The sequence below is a fragment of the Paenibacillus sp. FSL R10-2796 genome (assembly GCF_037965315.1).
GTDB classification, from domain to species: Bacteria; Bacillota; Bacilli; order Paenibacillales; family Paenibacillaceae; genus Paenibacillus_AQ; species Paenibacillus_AQ odorifer.
On sequence record NZ_CP150178.1, the window covers coordinates 5,610,860 to 5,629,715 of the forward strand.

14 protein-coding genes and 1 other RNA gene are annotated in these 18,856 nt (G+C 45.9%); 2 read left to right on the plus strand and 13 right to left on the minus strand.

From position 1 onward, the window contains the following. Positions 1-235: 235 nt before the first annotated feature. Positions 236-2,170 carry a S8 family peptidase gene (locus tag NST58_RS25190; protein ID WP_076276750.1) on the plus strand — a complete coding sequence of 645 codons (1,935 nt, stop codon included), beginning with the start codon at positions 236-238 and terminating at the stop codon, positions 2,168-2,170. Between the two features lie 5 nt (positions 2,171-2,175). Here the strand turns inward: NST58_RS25190 and NST58_RS25195 are convergent, their stop codons facing one another. Then, entirely contained in the window at positions 2,176-3,606 is a 1,431-nt protein-coding gene (locus tag NST58_RS25195; protein ID WP_076276749.1) for a PLP-dependent aminotransferase family protein, read from the minus strand. 93 nt (positions 3,607-3,699) lie between these two features. On the opposite strand from NST58_RS25195, the gene NST58_RS25200 reads away from it, so the two are divergent. Continuing rightward, positions 3,700-4,920 carry a PLP-dependent aminotransferase family protein gene (locus NST58_RS25200; protein WP_076185258.1) on the plus strand — a complete coding sequence of 407 codons (1,221 nt, stop codon included), beginning with the start codon at positions 3,700-3,702 and terminating at the stop codon, positions 4,918-4,920. A 1,121-nt stretch (positions 4,921-6,041) separates the two neighbouring features. Here the strand turns inward: NST58_RS25200 and rnpB are convergent. The 12 genes from rnpB to era form a co-directional block, all read right to left on the minus strand. Further along, an RNA gene (gene rnpB, locus NST58_RS25205) (RNase P RNA component class A) lies at positions 6,042-6,444 on the minus strand. A gap of 64 nt (positions 6,445-6,508) precedes the next feature. Beyond that, positions 6,509-7,624, minus strand: a complete 1,116-nt coding sequence (locus NST58_RS25210) for a Nif3-like dinuclear metal center hexameric protein (protein ID WP_076098536.1) — start codon at positions 7,622-7,624, stop codon at positions 6,509-6,511. Further along, complete coding sequence (locus NST58_RS25215; protein WP_076192145.1) at positions 7,600-8,370, minus strand: class I SAM-dependent methyltransferase; 771 nt, start codon at positions 8,368-8,370, stop codon at positions 7,600-7,602. The genes NST58_RS25210 and NST58_RS25215 overlap by 25 nt, the downstream gene beginning before the upstream one ends. 5 nt (positions 8,371-8,375) lie before the next feature. Beyond that, complete coding sequence (locus NST58_RS25220) at positions 8,376-9,200, minus strand: hypothetical protein (RefSeq protein WP_036683797.1); 825 nt, start codon at positions 9,198-9,200, stop codon at positions 8,376-8,378. A 110-nt stretch (positions 9,201-9,310) separates the two neighbouring features. After that, positions 9,311-10,444, minus strand: coding sequence for an RNA polymerase sigma factor RpoD (rpoD, locus tag NST58_RS25225; protein ID WP_036683799.1), 1,134 nt, complete (start codon positions 10,442-10,444; stop codon positions 9,311-9,313). A gap of 40 nt (positions 10,445-10,484) precedes the next feature. Beyond that, on the minus strand, positions 10,485-12,305 hold the full coding sequence (gene dnaG, locus NST58_RS25230; protein WP_036683805.1) for a DNA primase: 1,821 nt from the start codon (positions 12,303-12,305) through the stop codon (positions 10,485-10,487). 39 nt (positions 12,306-12,344) lie between these two features. Then, a complete protein-coding gene (locus NST58_RS25235) occupies positions 12,345-12,824 on the minus strand; it encodes a DUF188 domain-containing protein (protein ID WP_076220169.1) in 480 nt (159 codons plus the stop codon). A 162-nt stretch (positions 12,825-12,986) separates the two neighbouring features. Then, complete coding sequence (gene glyS, locus NST58_RS25240) at positions 12,987-15,062, minus strand: glycine--tRNA ligase subunit beta (protein ID WP_076185259.1); 2,076 nt, start codon at positions 15,060-15,062, stop codon at positions 12,987-12,989. Continuing rightward, entirely contained in the window at positions 15,055-15,942 is an 888-nt protein-coding gene (glyQ, locus tag NST58_RS25245; protein WP_036683820.1) for a glycine--tRNA ligase subunit alpha, read from the minus strand. The genes glyS and glyQ overlap by 8 nt, the downstream gene beginning before the upstream one ends. Before the next feature lie 420 nt (positions 15,943-16,362). Then, a complete protein-coding gene (gene recO / locus NST58_RS25250) occupies positions 16,363-17,118 on the minus strand; it encodes a DNA repair protein RecO (RefSeq protein ID WP_036683821.1) in 756 nt (251 codons plus the stop codon). A gap of 36 nt (positions 17,119-17,154) precedes the next feature. Further along, a complete protein-coding gene (locus NST58_RS25255; RefSeq protein ID WP_076098533.1) occupies positions 17,155-17,298 on the minus strand; it encodes a YqzL family protein in 144 nt (47 codons plus the stop codon). 113 nt (positions 17,299-17,411) lie between these two features. Continuing rightward, entirely contained in the window at positions 17,412-18,305 is an 894-nt protein-coding gene (era, locus tag NST58_RS25260; protein WP_036683823.1) for a GTPase Era, read from the minus strand. Positions 18,306-18,856 lie beyond the last annotated feature (551 nt).

Consider the following 18,856-nt stretch of genomic DNA (forward strand, 5'->3'; position numbering starts at 1 on the left):
CGCCCTAAAGACGTATCTCTTTATTCTTGCAATATCAGGATGTGAACACAGAGAAGTCTAACCTTCTGGACAATTAATGAGGTATCTCTTACAAAATCAAGAAGACAATTCGAGATACTTATTCTCTCTGATATTATCATAAAAAACGTTAGGAAGGTATCCTTTTCTAAGATGCATAAAAGATACGCTCTCTTCTAAACCTATAGACATTACATTGCATAGAGGAGCGGAAATCATGTCACGAAAAAATCTAACAGTTGCAGGTTTGGTTACAGCAGCTTTTACAGTTGGGTTACTTACCTTTGCCCTGCGCCCTGCCACTAATGGGACGACCAGAGATGTCGCAAAAGTCGCTGTTCAGAATCCGGCTCCAACTTCAGCTTTGCATTCACCTCCAAATCCCTCTCAGGAAAAAACATTAAAGAAAACCTCCTTAAGCCAGGATGTGGAGGCGACAGATCATCTGAATAGAGTCGATGTCAGTAGACACTTAACTAAACTCCTGTCTGAAACAGACGGGATGTCTTCGATTCATGATAAATCAGTGTATGCGAAACGATTGCAGCAAGACCACGGGTTTATCTCCATGCTGATGTGGATCGATTTCCGCACACAAAAGACTGAGACCTTTAAGTCGTCTTTTCCAAATGGAACCGAACAGGAGAACAAACAGCTTCTAAAATATCTCAATACGGCAAAATCAGCAATCCACGGTCATCAATCCTATGAATCTCCAACGTTTACAATCGGTAAAGAAAAATATTACTTTATCGCTCAGCGGAACAAACAGAAAAATGTAGGGATTATTGCTCTTATTAACCAAAAGGTGCTTGGGCGTGTGGCAGACCATCAGCTGAAGAACCTGCGTCTCATTCCGTATCCTAAGGAAGGCAAATACCATGTGGAATCAGTCCATACCGATAACTTAAAGGACATTACAGTCAAGACCGGCCATGATAATGAAAATGCCAGCCATTTTTATGAGAATGAAATTGTAGTCCGTTTTAAGGGAACTGCTCCGACTCAGGGACAGCTCCAGACGATAACCGCCGATATCCACTGCAAGCAGCCACGCAAGCTGGGATATGCCTATATCTTTCGCTCTGAGAAGATGACCTATTATCAGCTGAAATCCTATTTCACCAACAAATGGCATCCCGAGTATACGGAACCTCACTATATGTATTTAACCAATGATACCATCACTAAAAACGCTGAAGGAACTGTAACGCCTAACGACATGTTATTCTCCACTTACCAATGGAACCTCCCGGCGATTGAAACTGAGCTAGGGTGGAATCTTTCCAAAGGCAGCAAAGAAGTGGTTGTCGCCGTAGTCGATACGGGAGTACAGATTAATCATCCTGATTTACAAGGTAAGCTTTTGACTGGCTATAATGCCATTACCAATGGTTCCACACCCGAGGATGATGTAGGTCACGGTACACATGTATCTGGAATCATTGGCGCACTTGTTAACAACGGGGAAGGTGTAGCTGGCATCAGCTGGTACAATAAGATCCTCCCTGTAAAAGCGCTAGATAACTCAGGTGCCGGAACGACTTATTCCGTAGCAGAAGGTATCATATGGGCAGCTGACAATGGCGCAAAGGTTATTAACTTAAGTTTAGGGAATTATGCCGACTCGCAGTTCCTCCATGATGCGATTAAATACGCCTATGACCGGGACATCGTGCTTGTGTCTGCAGCAGGCAATGATAATACAGAACGGCCTGGATACCCTGCAGCTTATCCCGAAGTGATTGCAGTGGCTGCTACAAATGCTTCAGGGGAAAAAGCCTCCTTCTCCAACTACGGCGATTATATTGATGTCGCTGCACCTGGAGAAAGCATCGCAAGCACCTATCCGGACAGCCAGTATGCCGCTTTATCCGGCACGTCGATGGCCAGTCCCCATGTCGCTGCGCTGGCGGGTCTGGTACGTTCACTGAATCCTAATCTGACGAATAAGGAAGTTATGGACCTTATGACCAAAAACGCTGTTGATCTGGGAACTTCCGGCCATGATAAATACTTTGGCTGGGGTCAGGTCGATATTTATAAAACGCTACAAGCGGCAAGCGGCAATCAAGTTCCATTGCAGCTTTTTCCTCAACATGTACGCCAGCAAATGAATCAATTAAAACAAAGAACAAATAACACCCCATAACCGTGTCATTGCAAAAACCGGCCAAGTAAGCGCAGAAACCGCTGTAACCCTTCCTCCATTTCCGATTCCTTCATTTGCGAATAGCAAAGACGGATGTGGCGGGAAGGCGTTTCCGCAGAATAACAGACATCACCGGGTAAAAAAGAAATGCTCTCCTGCTCCGCCAAGTCATGCAGGCTTGCAATATCAGGAGAAGGGGGCAGCTCCAGCCAGAGATTAAGTCCTCCCTCTGGTAGAATATAGTTCACTCCAGGCGGCGCGTACAGCTTCAGAAGCTTCGCCGCCTTTTCCATACGACCACGGAGTGTAATTCGTAGCTGTGCTGCGTAGGCGTCGTATTTTTCAGCGATGAAGGGTAATACGGCCTTCTGTGTCAGCAAGGGACTTCCTAGATCACTCGCAGATTTAGCGGCGATCAGCCGGGACAGAATATTTCCTTCTGCAGCCACACAGGCGATTCGGCAACCAGGTGCAAGTACTTTGCTAAAGCTTTTCATATAGACTACATGTCCATCGGGATCCATTGATTTAATCGCCCTAGGTGGTGGTGCATGGAAATATAAATCACTAAATGGGTCATCCTCAACAATGAGGCAACGGTAGCTGCGCGCTAATTCCAGCAGTCGTTGTCTTCTTGTGATGCTCATAGTTGCACCGCTTGGATTTTGAAAAGTAGGGATGGTATAAATTAGCTTTGGAGGTCTTTGATCACACATTTTTGTAAGAACATCCACTCGCATCCCTTCACTATCCGTAGGCACAAAAATCATCTCTGCACCTCGTCCCGCAAAAACATCAATAGCACCAGTATAGCTAGGCGCCTCAAGATAGACTGTATCTCCAGGACCAACAAATGTACGAGCCACCAGATCAATGCCTTGCTGGGTCCCGCTGGTTATCATCAAATCGGAAGAAGTGAGTGAAATCCCACGCGATTTCAAATGTTCTCTCATGACATTCCGCAGCTCAAGATCTCCCTGAAAATTCCCGTAGGTTGCCATAAGCTCCGGTTGCTCTTTGACCAAGGATGCATAGGTGTCACCAATATCTTGAAGTGGCAGCAGCTCACTGTGGATGGCGGCTAAATGAAAGGGATATTTCACTTCTGAAACATCAAAATTCCGCCAAAGCTGAGCCCGCGGCAAATAATCATCATATAAATCCTGCCAGCAACCCTCTTCTTGACGTCTATTATGGGTTGGATCGGCTACAAAGCACCCTTTACCCTGTCTGCAGTAAATAAGTCCTCGTTTCTCAAGCATATCGTAAGCCTTGCTTACTGTAACCTGACTCACGTTCAAGGTTATAGCTAGACTTCTAACGGAGGGCAGCCGGACACCTTGCTGAAGCAGTCCTGATGAGATCCGCTGACTGAGGGTTTCATTAATTTGATGGGGCAGAGTTTTGCTGCCGCTGCGATTCAAATCGATATGCATGAACCCTTCACCTCCACTGTTATATTCAACGCTTTACTGTTATACAGCACTCCTATTATGATAGCATCAAATCGAAAGGTGGAGAACTAATTTATGGATATCAAATACTCAACGGCAGCCAATCATCTAGGATCATCAGCAGTTCGGGAGATTCTAAAAGTTACACAAGGCAATGACATTATTTCACTTGCAGGCGGGCTGCCTGGGGAGGATTTGTTTCCCTTGGAGGCCGTACGTGATGCCTATAATCGTGTGCTCTCCAGCGACACCTCAGCGCTTCAATATGGGCTTACCGAGGGTTTTACTCCACTACGTGACAAAATCGCTGAAAGGCTTACCCGGCAAGGCATCCCGGTTACAGCCTCTGAGATGGTATTGACTACAGGCTCACAGCAAGCTATAGATCTGTTATGCAAAATATTGCTGGATCCCGGCGATGCAGTTTTTGTGGAAGCGCCCACCTATCTGGCAGCACTACAAGTGCTCGGTTCTTACCGGGCTGCTATTCATTCGATACCAAATGATGAACATGGCATTCTGCCGGATCAGTTAGAAGAGCAGATTCGGATACATCGGCCAAAACTGCTATACGCAGTTCCGACCTTCAACAATCCGTCTGGAGCAACCTGGAGTAAAGAACGCCGCGAGAAGGTGGTTGAAATCTGCCGCCGTTACGGTGTTCTTATTTTAGAGGACAATCCCTATGGAGAAATAACCTTTGATGAAGATAAAACTCTATATCCACCCTCATTAGCCTCCATCGATAGAAGCTTCGGCGGGGATCATTGTGTAGTCTACACAGGGACCTTCTCCAAGATCGTCGCCCCTGCCCTACGCACCGGCTGGATTATCGGCGATTCCGAACTAATCAAGACCATCGCCAAGGCAAAGCAAGCAGCCGATCTGCATTCCAGCACCATCGACCAGCGTGCTTTAGATGAACTGCTGTTGCATTTTGATATTGAGCAGCATATCCGCCTCATCTCAAGAGAGTATCATTCGCGTATGAAGCTCCTGTCCGCGGAACTCAGATCACATAACTGGAAAGGAGCACATTTCCTCGAGCCAAGAGGTGGCATGTTCCTATGGCTTACCCTTTCCGAAGAGATTAACACTAAGGAATTACTCCCGCTGGCAGTGGAAAACGGAGTAGCGTTTGTACCCGGAGAGGTATTCTATTCAGCGGAGCCTCACAAAAACAAAATGCGCCTTAACTTCACACACACGCCACCAGAGCAAGTTCCTGTTGCTGTCCAGCGTCTAGAGAAAGCATTGGTACAATGGCAGCAAAATCAAAACATCGTTCGGTCGTAAACAACTGCTCGTAATCAATACCTACGATGGCAAAATAAAACGGCTTCTCCATCCTTTATTGGACGGGGAAGCCGTTTTTTGTGAGCAGATTTCTGAGCTTTCACTTTTGCGCATTTGCAGAATGTTACATTTACGCATTTCTGCACATCTCATTTTCGTATTTCTACTTTTGTGGCACTACATAGCTCATTTCGTAATTTCACATTTCACATTTCACATTCAGCAATTTTTGCTCTTCACATTTCGAATTGCCATTATTCAGCGCCTCTGTACAGCTTATTTCGTATTTCCACATTCGCATTTCTACACATCTCATTTCGCATTCAGCAAATTTGCACGTCAAATGTCCCATTTCCCACATTTCGCTTTCCGCATCACCAAACATCCTCTAGTTACTCAACTCATCTGCCACTCAACTAACTCCGATTTCACAGCGAAGTACAGCCAGAGGTTCTTATTGATATGATGCTTCTGATACCAATCTTTCCGCAGAAGATTAGCCAAGCTCCGCATTGTTACATTTTGCTAGCTACTAGTCTAATTCTGGCGTCAAAGTAACCATGGAGTTCTGGAGTTCTGGAGTTCTGGAGTTCTGGAGTTCTGGAGTTCTGGAGGTTTGTATCGGACCCCAGCGCTCTTATTTGCATCAATTCCGCTCATTTGGTTTGCTATCGGACCCCATAGTCACTATTCGATCCAAAACGCCCGATATCCACCCTATTTATGCCGAATAACGGCTCTCCAGTCCGAAACTCCTCCAAAAAGGCATAAAATACACAAATAGCTGCATCTCGGTCCGTTAGCATATCAGCTCATCAAACCATCAAACCATCAACCATCAACCATCAACCATCAACCATCAACCACCAGCCATCTATTCATCAACCACCAGCCATCTGCTCATCAACCACCAGCCATCAGCTCATCAGCCCATCAGCCGCTAGCAATTCTTCTAAAAAGTCTAATTTCTGCATATCACGTTCCAAATCCCTGCATGTTATCGCATTCACCGCTTTATATATTTGCCGTATCCGCATTTGTTTGCAACAAAAAAGGCGGCGTAGGCCGGGTTACCGGGATACGTCGCCGTTTGTATGGTGTTGTTATTATAACGTTGCAGTTAGGAAAGTTTGCCGTAAGCCGGGTTCTGTGCTCGTCGTGGTTCGATCGGGAACTACCCTCCCACCATAAGCGACAATCATCTATCTAGGCCATACATTACTGCACAGCTCCAGCGACCAACCTAGACGCGCCTCAGGCTAAGGCTGCTTATTCAGCTGCGTCTCATTAGGTCTTGCTCCAGATGGGGTTTACCAGGAACGAAGTCACCAGCGTTCCTCGGGGTCTCTTACACCTCGGTTCCATCCTTGCCTGTGCCGCCCTAAGGCAGCCATCGGCGGTCCATTTCTGTGGCACTATCCTTCAGCTCGCGCCGACTGGACGTTATCCAGCATCCTGCCTTATGGAGCCCGGACTTTCCTCCCGTGACGTCTTCACGTCACCGGCGATTGTCTGTCAAACTTTCCGAACAACATTATATATTATACAGACATCACATGTCTGGCACAAGCATTATTAAATGGCAATTTTATAGGAACTTAAATGGCTCCGTATTCACCTGCGAAGCATGCACAGCTGTATCATACTTATGCTCGGCCAATTTTCCAGCCATCCACTCCGCTACTTTCTCTTTCATGATCTTCTCCGCATTATGTCCCGGATCAATCAGAGTGATTCCGGCGAGCGCAGCATCCTGAACTGTATGATAATCCAGATCCCCAGTAACCAGGACATCCGCACCGCGGAAAATAGCACTGTTATAATACTTTCCACCCGAGCCGCCGAGAACGGCAGCTTTACGAATCGGACGGTCCAAATCACCAACAACCCGTACATGGTCTACCTTCAGGCCTTTTTTTACCGTCTCCACGAATTGTCCAAGGGTTGTAGGCTCTTTGAGCTTTCCTACCCGCCCAAGTCCTAAGCTGCGGCCTTTAAGATCCATTGAGTACAAATCATAGGCAACCTCTTCATAAGGATGGGCCTTAAGCATAGCCTGCACCACTTTATTGCGGATGGAGTGCGGGACGATCGTCTCAATACGAATTTCCTCGGCACGTTCCATCTTACCTTTTTCCCCGATATAAGGATCCGTGCCTTCTCCTGGAATAAAAGTACCGTATCCCTCGATATTGAAGCTGCAATGACTATAGTTGCCAATTGCCCCTGCTCCAGCATTCAGAATAGCATCCAGAACCTTCTGATGATGATCCTTCGGCACAAATACTACCAGCTTTGATAATTGCTCGGAGTGAATGTCTTTGATGGGTACTCCGTTTTCTATGCCAAGAGCTTCAGCCATCCAATCATTCATTCCACCTTCGGTGACATCCAGATTGGTGTGGCTGATGTACACCGCAATGTCATTCTTAATTAATTTTTCATACATTTTGCCCGCCGGTGTGTCTGTCTGGATTCCTTGCAATGGACGGAAAATAATCGCATGATGCGCAATAATCAAATTGCAGCCTAGACGAATCGCTTCTTCAACTACCTCATCATTCACATCTAAAGCAACTAATACATTAGTGATTTCTTTTTGCAGCGTGCCCAGTTGAAGGCCAATTTTGTCCCAATCCTCAGCTAAATGCTTAGGAGCCAGTTGCTCCATATACTGAATTACTGTTTGTCCCTTGGCAAACATTGTAGCACCTCCGTAATTTCCCTGATCTGACCTTGAATCTGTTTCCGTTTATGCTCAGCAGATTCGAGTTCTGAACGTGACAACGATGTTAAAATGCCTTCCAATTTCTGAATCTCACCCTGCCACTTAGCAAAAAACACAGCATTTGGTGCTTGAAGCAGCCATGGTCCCATTTGAAGCAAGGCCTCTTGCCCAAGGACTTTAGCGGAATCCCCCAAGGTTAATTCACGATATACACTTTCATTTGTAATTCCAGCTTCCGTATTTTCTGGTACAGCCGTCAATACTTCATATAGCTTCCCGTCTTCTTCCAATATTCTCTCAGCTACGAGTACCCATTTATTATTTAATAACCAGCGGCGCAAAATATCCTCGCCTACATTCGGTTGAAGCAAAAGGGTTGTAACCTCTTTTAGCTTCCCCTGGCTTTGACCCCGGTCCAGAATCGCGGCAATTAATGCGCCTCCCATACCAGCAATCGTGATACAATTGACTTCACCAGGTTCCAGAACCTCAAGGCCATCTCCACGGCGCACCGAGATCACCTTCCCTAGTCCAGCCTCTGCAACGCCCTTACAAGCAGCATCAAAGGGACCCGGGTTTACTTCACCTGCAATTGCAAACACAGCCTTACCGCTTTCGACAGCGGCCACAGGAAGCAAGGCATGATCGGAACCGATATCTGCTAATCTGCTTCCTTGCGGAATTTGCTCCAGCAATTGCTGAAGCCGATCTGATAATTTCACATTGTTCATGTTGCCACCCACGTTATCCATTTTTTTCGAAACCCAAACAACAAAGCTAACCCTGCTGCAATCTTTAGGATCAGCATCAATGAAATCCACTGCGGATAATCCTGTCTTAATAAAAGAGCGTCAAGCTCTGGCATGATCCAAAGCGATACTCCCACTGCAAAATAAACACTGGCAACACCTCTTACCTTATGATGCAAAAGCCAGCTTAACCATACCATCAGCACACACAATGGCAGCCATAGGAACTCCAGTTCAAATATAGAGGCCTCCGGGCTTCTTCCACCGAAGAACCCTGCATACAGTAATGCCCAAAAAGCAAAACCACAGTACTGCAACAAACCTATCCGGAGTAAAAATCCCAAAATACACCATAACAAGCCGCAGCACCCAATTAGAATAGGCCTCCAGAGCTGAGGATCCAGATCATGCAAATCAATCAGCCATAGCCCAAAACCAAGCGTTAAAACACTGCCCAGCCCCGCTAGGATAAGACTGATAACATTGTTCCGGTCCTTATAAACGGCGGAGTATCCATAACAAATAATTAATACAGATAGTGCGGTTGCAAGTTGCAAAGGCCAGGGAAAAACGCTAAAATAAAGACTAATCAAGAAAATCAAGGAAATAATTCCAAAAGAAAACAGCCAAATTTTGATGCTTCCCTGCTGTAAATTTCTCAGCGAAATTGGATTGTTATCCTTATTCGCATCCTCATCGTCATACAGATTGGTTAAGAAATCGCAATACTGCTCTGGCAGCAACCGGCTTTTTCTCCAATACTGAATCTCTTTTATAATGATGTCGCGTTTTTCCAAATTCACTGGCTCATCCTTCTTTCCAGATACACAAGGTCAACACATTTTTTACCAGCGTAAATTCAAATAAAAGAACCTCCTGCCACTGAGCAGCAGAAGGTCCAGTTCATGAAATACTATTCAAGGAAATCCTTAAGCCGTTTACTGCGGCTAGGGTGACGAAGTTTGCGCAATGCCTTGGCTTCAATCTGGCGGATCCGTTCCCGGGTAACACCAAACACCTTGCCGACTTCTTCAAGCGTTCTTGTCCGTCCATCATCAAGGCCAAAACGCAGGCGAAGTACATTCTCTTCACGCTCCGTGAGCGTGTCCAGCACATCCTCCAGCTGTTCCTTCAGGAGTTCATAAGCCGCTGCATCCGCAGGAGCCAATGCTTCCTGATCCTCAATGAAGTCTCCTAGATGAGAGTCATCTTCTTCACCAATTGGTGTTTCCAAGGATACAGGTTCTTGGGCAATCTTCATGATCTCTCTAACTTTCTCCACCGTCAGTTCCATCTCAGCCGCAATTTCCTCTGGGGAAGGTTCGCGTCCCAGTTCTTGCAGCAATTGGCGAGAAACCCGAATCAGCTTGTTGATCGTTTCCACCATGTGTACAGGAATACGAATGGTACGCGCCTGATCCGCAATCGCACGAGTGATGGCCTGGCGAATCCACCAAGTCGCATACGTACTAAATTTGAATCCCTTGTTATGGTCAAATTTCTCTACTGCTTTGATCAGACCCATATTACCTTCCTGAATCAGATCCAGGAACAGCATACCGCGTCCGACATAACGTTTCGCGATACTTACTACGAGACGCAGGTTCGCTTCTGCAAGCCGGCGTTTAGCTTCTTCATCGCCATTCTTAATCCGCATAGCAAGCTCAACTTCATCGTCAGCCGACAACAAAGGAACGCGTCCGATTTCTTTTAGATACATACGGACAGGGTCATTAATCTTGATCCCTGGTGGCAGCGACAGATCGTCATCAAAGCTGAAATCATCGCTGTCTTTATCCTCATTATCCTCACTTGGTCGGAGGCTGTTAACCTCTTCATCGTTCTCGTTTACAACCTCAATTCCCAAATCACTGAGTTGCTCGTAGAACTCCTCCATTTGCTCGGGGTCTTGATCAAACGGCGATAATTTCTCCATAATATCTTTGTAATTTAATGATGATCTTTTCTTACCTTGCTCAATGAGCTGATCCTTAACCTGATCCAAAGTAAATTCTGCTTCCAATTCAGTATGCTGATCGTTCGCCATAATTCGACTCCCTCCTCCCTAGGTACATCCTGTCAACATGTCATTGTCTCTCTAGGGCTATAATCTCACTTGCTATTTGTGCCGCACGCAAAAAGTCACCTGACTTTTCAGCCTGAATCATCTCTTCACGCTTCTGTTCCATTTTGCGTTGCAGTGGGTATTTCCGCACTTCACGAATACAATCATCTAGAACCTGCATATTCCAGTCCGGAGGGGTATCCATCATGGATATTGATGTCGCAGTTTTCTCCAGACGATCATCCTGAAGTGATGATAGAAACCGGCTAATGCCGGGTGGTTTGCCTTGCGCGTAATAGGCATATAGATAAGCAGCAATTGCCGCATGATCAACGATGTTGAAATCTTCTCCGAGGCGTTCGCCCACATACGTGGCGGCTTCCGGGTCCTGAATCATAAAGGACAATAGACGCCGTTCCGCGACATGATAAGCGGGTAGTAAGGTCGGTGTCTGCACCTGCCCTTTTTTATGCCTACCATTATTCCACCTTTTGTCGTTATTATCCCCTTCAGGGATGTTTTTTTGCATCGATGCCCTAAGTAAATTACAATCCTGCTTCAAACTATCATAGGAAAGTTCGAGTTCAGCAGCGATTTCCTTCAGATAAACCTCTCGCTCTGTTGAGGAATGCAGTGAAGCAATAACTTCTAAGGCCTCCTTGACATAGGCGATTTTGCCATCTTCCTCTAGGAGTATATGGTTTTTTTTCAGATATATAAGCTTAAATTTTATGGATGAAACTGCTGAATCAATAACCTGATCTTTAAATCTTTCTCCTCCATGCTTGGAGATAAATTCATCCGGATCCACCCCGCTTGGCAGTAAGGCGATCTTTACACGCAGGCCGCTGCCTTCAAGCATCGGAATGGCTTTCATGGCTGCTGCTTGTCCCGCCCGGTCACCGTCGTAAGACAGTATAATTTCATCAGCCAGGCTTTTCATCAGTGCCACATGACCCTCCGTCAAGGACGTTCCCATCGTTGCTACGCCGTTATGCACACCCGCTTCCCAGGATGAGATGACATCTCCATATCCTTCAAACAGGACGATTTGTCGAGTTTTGCGAATGGATGCTTTGGACTGGTGCAAATTGTACAATATCCGGCTTTTGTTAAACAATCTACTCTCCGGAGAATTTAAATACTTAGGTTGACCCTCTCCAAGTATTCTTCCGGCGAATGCGATTACCTTGCCTGTACGGTTGGCAATCGGAAAGATAATCCGGCCACGGAAACGATCCAAATAGCCTTTGCCCTCACCGCGGGCTGACAGAAGTCCGCCTTTCTCCATTTCCGCAAGGTCAAAATTTCGTTTTTCCAAAAACTGCAACAAAGTATCCCAGCGGTCCGGAGCGTATCCGATCTGAAACTGGTCAATCATTTTATCACTGAAGTTCCGGCCTCTTAAATAGTCCATAGCGGCTTTGCCGTGTTCCGTGTTCTTCAGCAAGTAATGATAGAACTTTGCCGACCATTCATAAGCTTGAATCAACCGGTCGCGTTCCGGATCAGGGGGAGACATCATACCTCCCTTACCTTCTGGAACGGGAATATCACTTTCTTCAGCCATTATTCTGACAGCTTCGGGGAAGGTTAATCCTTCGATTTCCATCCTAAATTTGATGGCATTTCCACCCATACCGCAGCCAAAGCAATGAAATACTCCCCGGTCGGGGGTAACAGTAAAGGAAGGGGTTTTCTCCGAATGGAACGGGCAGAGGCCCCATAAATATTTCCCCTGCTTGGACAAATGAACAACCTTACCGACTGTATCGACTATATCATGACGCGCAAGCACGCTTTCGATAACCTCTTCCGGAATATTGCCGTGTCCGCTAGCCACTTCAACCACCTTCATCTCTTAACAAATAAATATAATTCGCTATTGCTCCACATTCTCCTGCAAAAGTATTAAAAGTTTTGTCAGTTTATGTTGAAAATAAGTTTTTTCTTCTGCCGTTATGGGTTTTGGACCCTTGGAATAATGTCCCCGTCTTCGTTCAACGGCCCTGGCATGTCTTCCCTCCAACATAAAATCCATCTTGGAATTGTCGTATTCCTGACCACGAAATGAAAGCACACTGCATCGTTTACCTAGTGCAAGTGCCGCAAGACCATAATCTTGAGTCAATACCACATCTCCTGCAGTAATATGATTGGCAATATATAGATCGGCACTCTGATCTCCTCGATCCACCTGCACAACCGTTACACCCTCTTCAGCTTTCAGTGCATGGTCATAAGAAGATACCATAAGAACCGGAACACCAAAGGTGCGACCTACCTCAGCGATCTCTTTTTTGACCGGACAAGCATCCCCATCCACCACTATCGTTCTAGACTGGGACTTCTCCATGATCATCACCAATTTCCCGTGTAATATATATACGCCCTCTCCGCAAGAAATCCTTCTTTCTAAGCATAAATACGGAACGGATGTCAAATGACGCATTGGCACCGTTCCGTATATTTATACCCCAAACCAACATTCTATACCATAAGATTCAAATTTTCTTGATTAAAATTACCAGACAAGCTTCGCAAAATCAGCGAACGACTTGGAGTCAGCATCAATACCAGCAAGCAGAGCCAAACGGTTAGCACGCACTTGCTCGTCCTCCGCCATAACCATAACGGAATCAAAAAATGTTGTAACGGCGTCTTTTAGACCCGAAAGAATCCGAAGTGCTTCTTCGGCATTTTTTGCCGCCATAGCTTCAAGGTAAGGTGCGTGAAGCTCCTGCCATGTATTAAAAAGCTGCAATTCAGCATCTTCTTTAAGTAAAGCAGGATCAATCACTTCACTGGTTGCTTTACTTGCCAAATTACTGACACGAGTAAGCGAATCTACGGTAATCTTGAAATCTGCTTGGTCGGACACAGCAGCCATAAGAGCACGGCTTCTGCCCACAACATCTACCACGTCGTCAAAACCAGCCGCTGTTACAGCGTCCACAACATCATAGCGTACATTGTCAGATAAAAGACGTTTTACACGCAGACCGAAGAACTCGTACAGGTTTATACGTAGTTCATCTCCAGAATGTTTCGTATTTCCTGAATTTTCATGAATTTCAATCGCCGCTTCAAAAATTTCGCGCAGCGTAATTGGCAATTTATGCTCAAGCACAATTTGGACAATACCTGCAGCCTGACGGCGCAGGGCATATGGATCCTGAGATCCTGTCGGGATGATGCCGATGGAGAAGCAGCCAACAATCGTATCGATTTTGTCCGCTATGCTGACAACTGAACCTGCTTCTGTTGAAGGTACAGCATCTCCTGCAAATCGTGGCTGATAATGCTCGAAGATCGCTTTTGCCACAGTTTCAGGCTCGCCTGCTTTACGTGCATAATCTTCACCCATTGTTCCTTGCAGCTCAGGAAATTCATAAACCATTTGTGTTACAAGGTCGAATTTACAAATATCCGCAGTGCGACTTACTTCGGACACAGCAGAAGCTGATAGTCCAAGCTTCACAGCCAGACGATCAGAGATTTGGCGAATACGGCGCACCTTATCCCCTACGCTGCCCAAATCTTCATGGTAAACAATGTTTTCAAGCTTGGCTAACGCATCGTCAATCTTCATCTTTTGATCTTCTTGATAGAAGAATTTGGCATCTGATAGACGAGCACGAAGCACTTTTTCATTTCCCTTAGCGATAACATCCAAGGATTCTGCATTCCCGTTACGTACGGTTACAAAGAATGGAAGTAGCTTGCCAGCTGCATCAAAAACAGGGAAATAACGCTGATGCTCACGCATCGAGGTAATCAGCACATCCTGAGGAATCTCTAAGAAAGATGGATCAAAGGTTCCAAAGAGCACGGTTGGTGTTTCTACCAAGAACAGTACTTCTTCCAAAAGATCTTCTTTAATCGCAATCGTCCAGCTTTTCTCTTCAGCCAACTTGTTGATTTGATCCAGGATAAGCGTTTCCCGTTCCTTCACATCCACAAGTACATGCTGCGCGCGCATGCTCTCCACATATTGTGCAGGCTCCGAGATTACAGTCTCTGTACCCAGAAAACGATGTCCACGGCTCACATTACCCGCTTTTACATCCGTAATTTCCAAATCAATGATCTCTTTACCAAAAAGAGCAACCATCCAGCGAATCGGACGAACGAATTTAAAATCGTAAGCTCCCCAGCGCATGTTCTTCGGGAAAGTCATCGCATTTACAATACCCAGAAGTCCTTCTGTGAGCAAAGAAGCAGTCTCTACACCCGCACTATTTTTTGTGGCATAAATATATTCCACGCCAGCTAGCTCTTTAAATGTAAATTGCTCTGGAGATACACCCTGACTGCGGGCAAATCCTAGTGCAGCTTTACTCCAGTCGCCGTTAGCATCCAGCGCGATTTTGCGTGAAGGTCCCTTGACCTCTTCACTAATATCCTCTTGCTTCTCAGCCGCGTCCTTAACAAATACAGCGAGACGACGTGGCGTAGCATATGCAGTAACTCCAGCATGGTTTATACGTGCAGAATCCAACCACTTGGACATTCTATCTTGCAGCTGTTCCATCGCAGCACGGATAAAACGTGCAGGAATTTCCTCCAGACCGATCTCAAACAGGATATCTTTAGACACGGTCAGCACCTTCTTTCTTCAGCAGCGGGAAGCCAAGCTTCTCGCGTTCCTCAAGATATGTTGCCGCTACGGAGCGGGCAAGATTACGCACTCGGGTAATAAATCCAGTCCGTTCAGTTACACTAATTGCCCCACGCGCATCGAGTAGATTAAAGCTATGTGAGCATTTCAACACATAATCGTAGGCTGGAAACACAAGATGTTTCTCCATCGCTCTACGTGCTTCCTCTTCATACATGTTGAACAGCGAGAATAACATTTTTACATCCGATACTTCAAAAGTGTAGGTAGAATGCTCGAACTCCGGCTGATGAAAAACATCACCATAAGTCATACCGCTTACCCATTCAAGATCGAACACATTTTCTTTATCCTGAATGTAAGAGGCTAAGCGCTCCATCCCGTAAGTGATTTCTACAGCAACAGGGTTAGCTTCGATGCCACCTACCTGCTGGAAGTAAGTAAATTGAGTGATCTCCATACCGTCCAGCCATACTTCCCATCCCAGACCCGCACAGCCCAGTGACGGATTCTCCCAGTTATCCTCTACAAAACGGATGTCATGCAAGAGCGGATCAATACCGAGTGCTTTCAAGCTATCCAAATAGATCTCTTGAATGTTATCTGGTGAGGGTTTGATGATTACTTGGAATTGGTGATGCTGATACAGACGGTTCGGGTTCTCTCCGTAACGACCATCGGAGGGACGACGTGAAGGCTCTACGTAAGCCACTCTCCAAGGCTCAGGACCTAGTGAGCGTAAAAAAGTCATAGGGTTCATCGTGCCGGCGCCTTTTTCTGTGTCATAAGGCTGTACGATGATACAGTTCTGTTCAGCCCAGAACTGCTGCAGTGTCAAAATCATCTGCTGGAAGTTCATAATACCGTCTCCTTCGCTTTACAAGTTTTTTACAACAGCTTGCCTAAAACTTTCTACCATGGAGGCGGCACTTTTAGCTCCTGACAGCAACAAAAAGCCCCCGCCCCCATGCCTGATTAACAGACATAGGGACGAGAGCTTAACTTATTCTCCCGCGGTTCCACCCTACTTGATTTCATACCTTGTATAAGCAAGTTTGCTGCCAAAACAAGAACGAAATCCACTTTCATTCGCCGCATTCGTACTCCCGGGTGCCATGTTCATGAACGTTGTCCCGCTAGGCTTCCACTGCCCCCAGCTCGCTGAATAACGACAATACAGTCCACTACTTTCCCGATCAATGCACGCCTCTCCCCATTTGGAGCATAACGACGATCATATAATAAACTGATCCTATAGTAACGGAAAAATCAGCTTTCGTCAAATCTTGTACTTGTCGAGCTGGTCTAGGAAACTTTGTGACTTCAGCTTTAATCCGAGTTGTACATCCATAAAGGCCCGCATAATTTTTTTCAGCTCATCCCGGCTGCTTTCCTTTACATCCACATTGCCTAGTCTAGTCAGGTCAAGTCTGGCGAATAATCGCAGCAGCTTCAACGCACGAGCAGAGACCTCCATGGCTGGAGGGTCATTATGTTTACAACTGCGGCACAGTGCTCCACCAAGGCGAGGGCTGACCAGCAGTTGATCATCCGGCTTCTCGGCACCACAAATTACACAAGAATCGAATTCAGGACCATAACCGGCTGCCTGTAAGATTTTCATTTCAAAGACATTTATGATAACGCCGGGTTCCTTGTCCTCTTCAAGTGCATTAAGACAGGCCGTAAGCTGGCGAAACCAGAAGCTTCCCGTTTCCTCATCATGCAGAACACGATCAAGCAGTTCACACGCATAAGACGCATAAGCAGCTTTGATCAAATCCTCACGCAGCGGATGGTGCGACTTCGTAATTTCGCCAGAATTCAGTGTCCCAAGTCCTCCATTATTTCTAAAAAAAACAAATTCCCCAACGGTGAACAGTTGGATCAATGCAGCATGGCGGCTTTTGACCTTCTTTGCGCCACGCACCAGAACCCCTACTTTTCCCGCGTTCTCGGTGCAAAGCGTAATAATTGCGTTCCCCTCGCCGTAGTCCATGCTGCGGATGACGATCCCTTCCACCCTGTGTAGCATGCCTCTTCCCCCAACCATTCGGCAAGCAACCAGTCCTTATTGCGCTTCTTCATCACAGGCCTTCTCTTCCTCCACTAGCTGTAATCCACTATCTTCAAGCGGATGGCCAGCTTCCTTATACAGCAGGTAAGCATCGACGTCTCCTGTCATTGCAAAATACTTCCACGAAAAGTTTCGCATTCGTATTCATCCTTTCTTGGGAAAGACGATGTCTCTTATCAAGAATTAGGATGGTGCGATGGAGCAGGTTCTATCCTTGCAATTCCTACCAAACGAGGAATAACGGAATTAACTTAAAGGTCTTTATGGAAGCCCAAATCCCGCAGAACGCGGTCCTGATTGCGCCAATCTTTTTTCACTTTTACCCATAGCTCCAGAAAAATCTTCGAACCCAGCAGGTTCTCAATATCTGTCCGAGCCCGTCTGCCGACCTCTTTCAGCATTGCCCCTTGCTTGCCGATAATAATTCCCTTTTGCGAATCACGCTCAACAAAAATAACAGCTGAAACATGCACCACTCCATTAGGCTCAACCTTCATATCTTCGATGGCTACAGCAATAGAGTGCGGCACTTCTTCACGAGTCAAATGCAGAATTTTCTCCCGGATTAATTCCGCGCAGACAAATTGCTCGGGGTGATCCGTGATTTGATCTTCCGGATAATACTGAGGGCCTTCCGGCAAGTACTTGGCAACCTGCTCTAACAGCGTGTTAACATTGCTGCCCATCTTCGCAGAAATCGGAATAATTTCGGCAAAATCATGCAGCTTGTTATATTGAGCCATAAGCGGGAGCAGAGCTTCCGGCTCTATTTTATCGATCTTGTTGAGCACTAGAATCACCGGTGTCTTCAGACCATTTAATTGCTCGGCAATGTAACGGTCTCCACCGCCCAAGCCCTCTGACGCATCCACAAGGAATAACACTGCTTCTACTTCACCCAGTGTACTCATTGCAGTCTGGTTCATGTAGTCGCCTAGCTTGGACTGTCTTTTATGAATCCCCGGTGTATCCAGGAATACGATTTGTGAAGTGTTTGTTGTGTAAACACCATGGATTTTGTTTCTGGTTGTTTGTGGCTTATCCGACATAATAGCAATCTTCTGGCCAATGACCTGGTTCATGAGTGTTGATTTACCTACGTTTGGTCTGCCGATAATTGCGACAAAGCCTGATTTGAATTTCATATTATCTTCCTTCCATACTTACCTTCTAAATTTGCGTTTGAAAATCTTTTAAGATCTTTTTCGATCCCCCTAAATCCCCCTTAGCCAAGGGGGACCCCAAGGGCCCCGGCCCTCTGGACACCCGGAAATGGGCGTAACTGCAACGTTAGGCTGGATTAGAGGGACTATGGTGCATGAGCGCTTTCCTCCCCTATCGGGGACACGCTTCACTGTCGCTTATTCACACGGTTCGCATTGCCCTCACCATGAATAAAGATTACTGAGATGATTGGCTTTAGGCTGTGTTACAAGTAACCTTACGTAATTAGAATCGCTGACGGCTTTTGCCGTGGCGCTTACCTCGTAATGTTACTCTAAAAACAAATAGTTTGCACCAGTTTAGCCTAACTTGGTAGATAGAACACTTTTAATTGTACTTTGTACAACTAATTTTAGGTTGAGTTTATGTTTTTGGTGTTTTAGTTGTATTTTGTGCAATTAAATCCTGTCTTAAGAGCCAAATATGGGCTTTATCATAAATTTAATTGTACTATCTGCAACTAAATTCATTT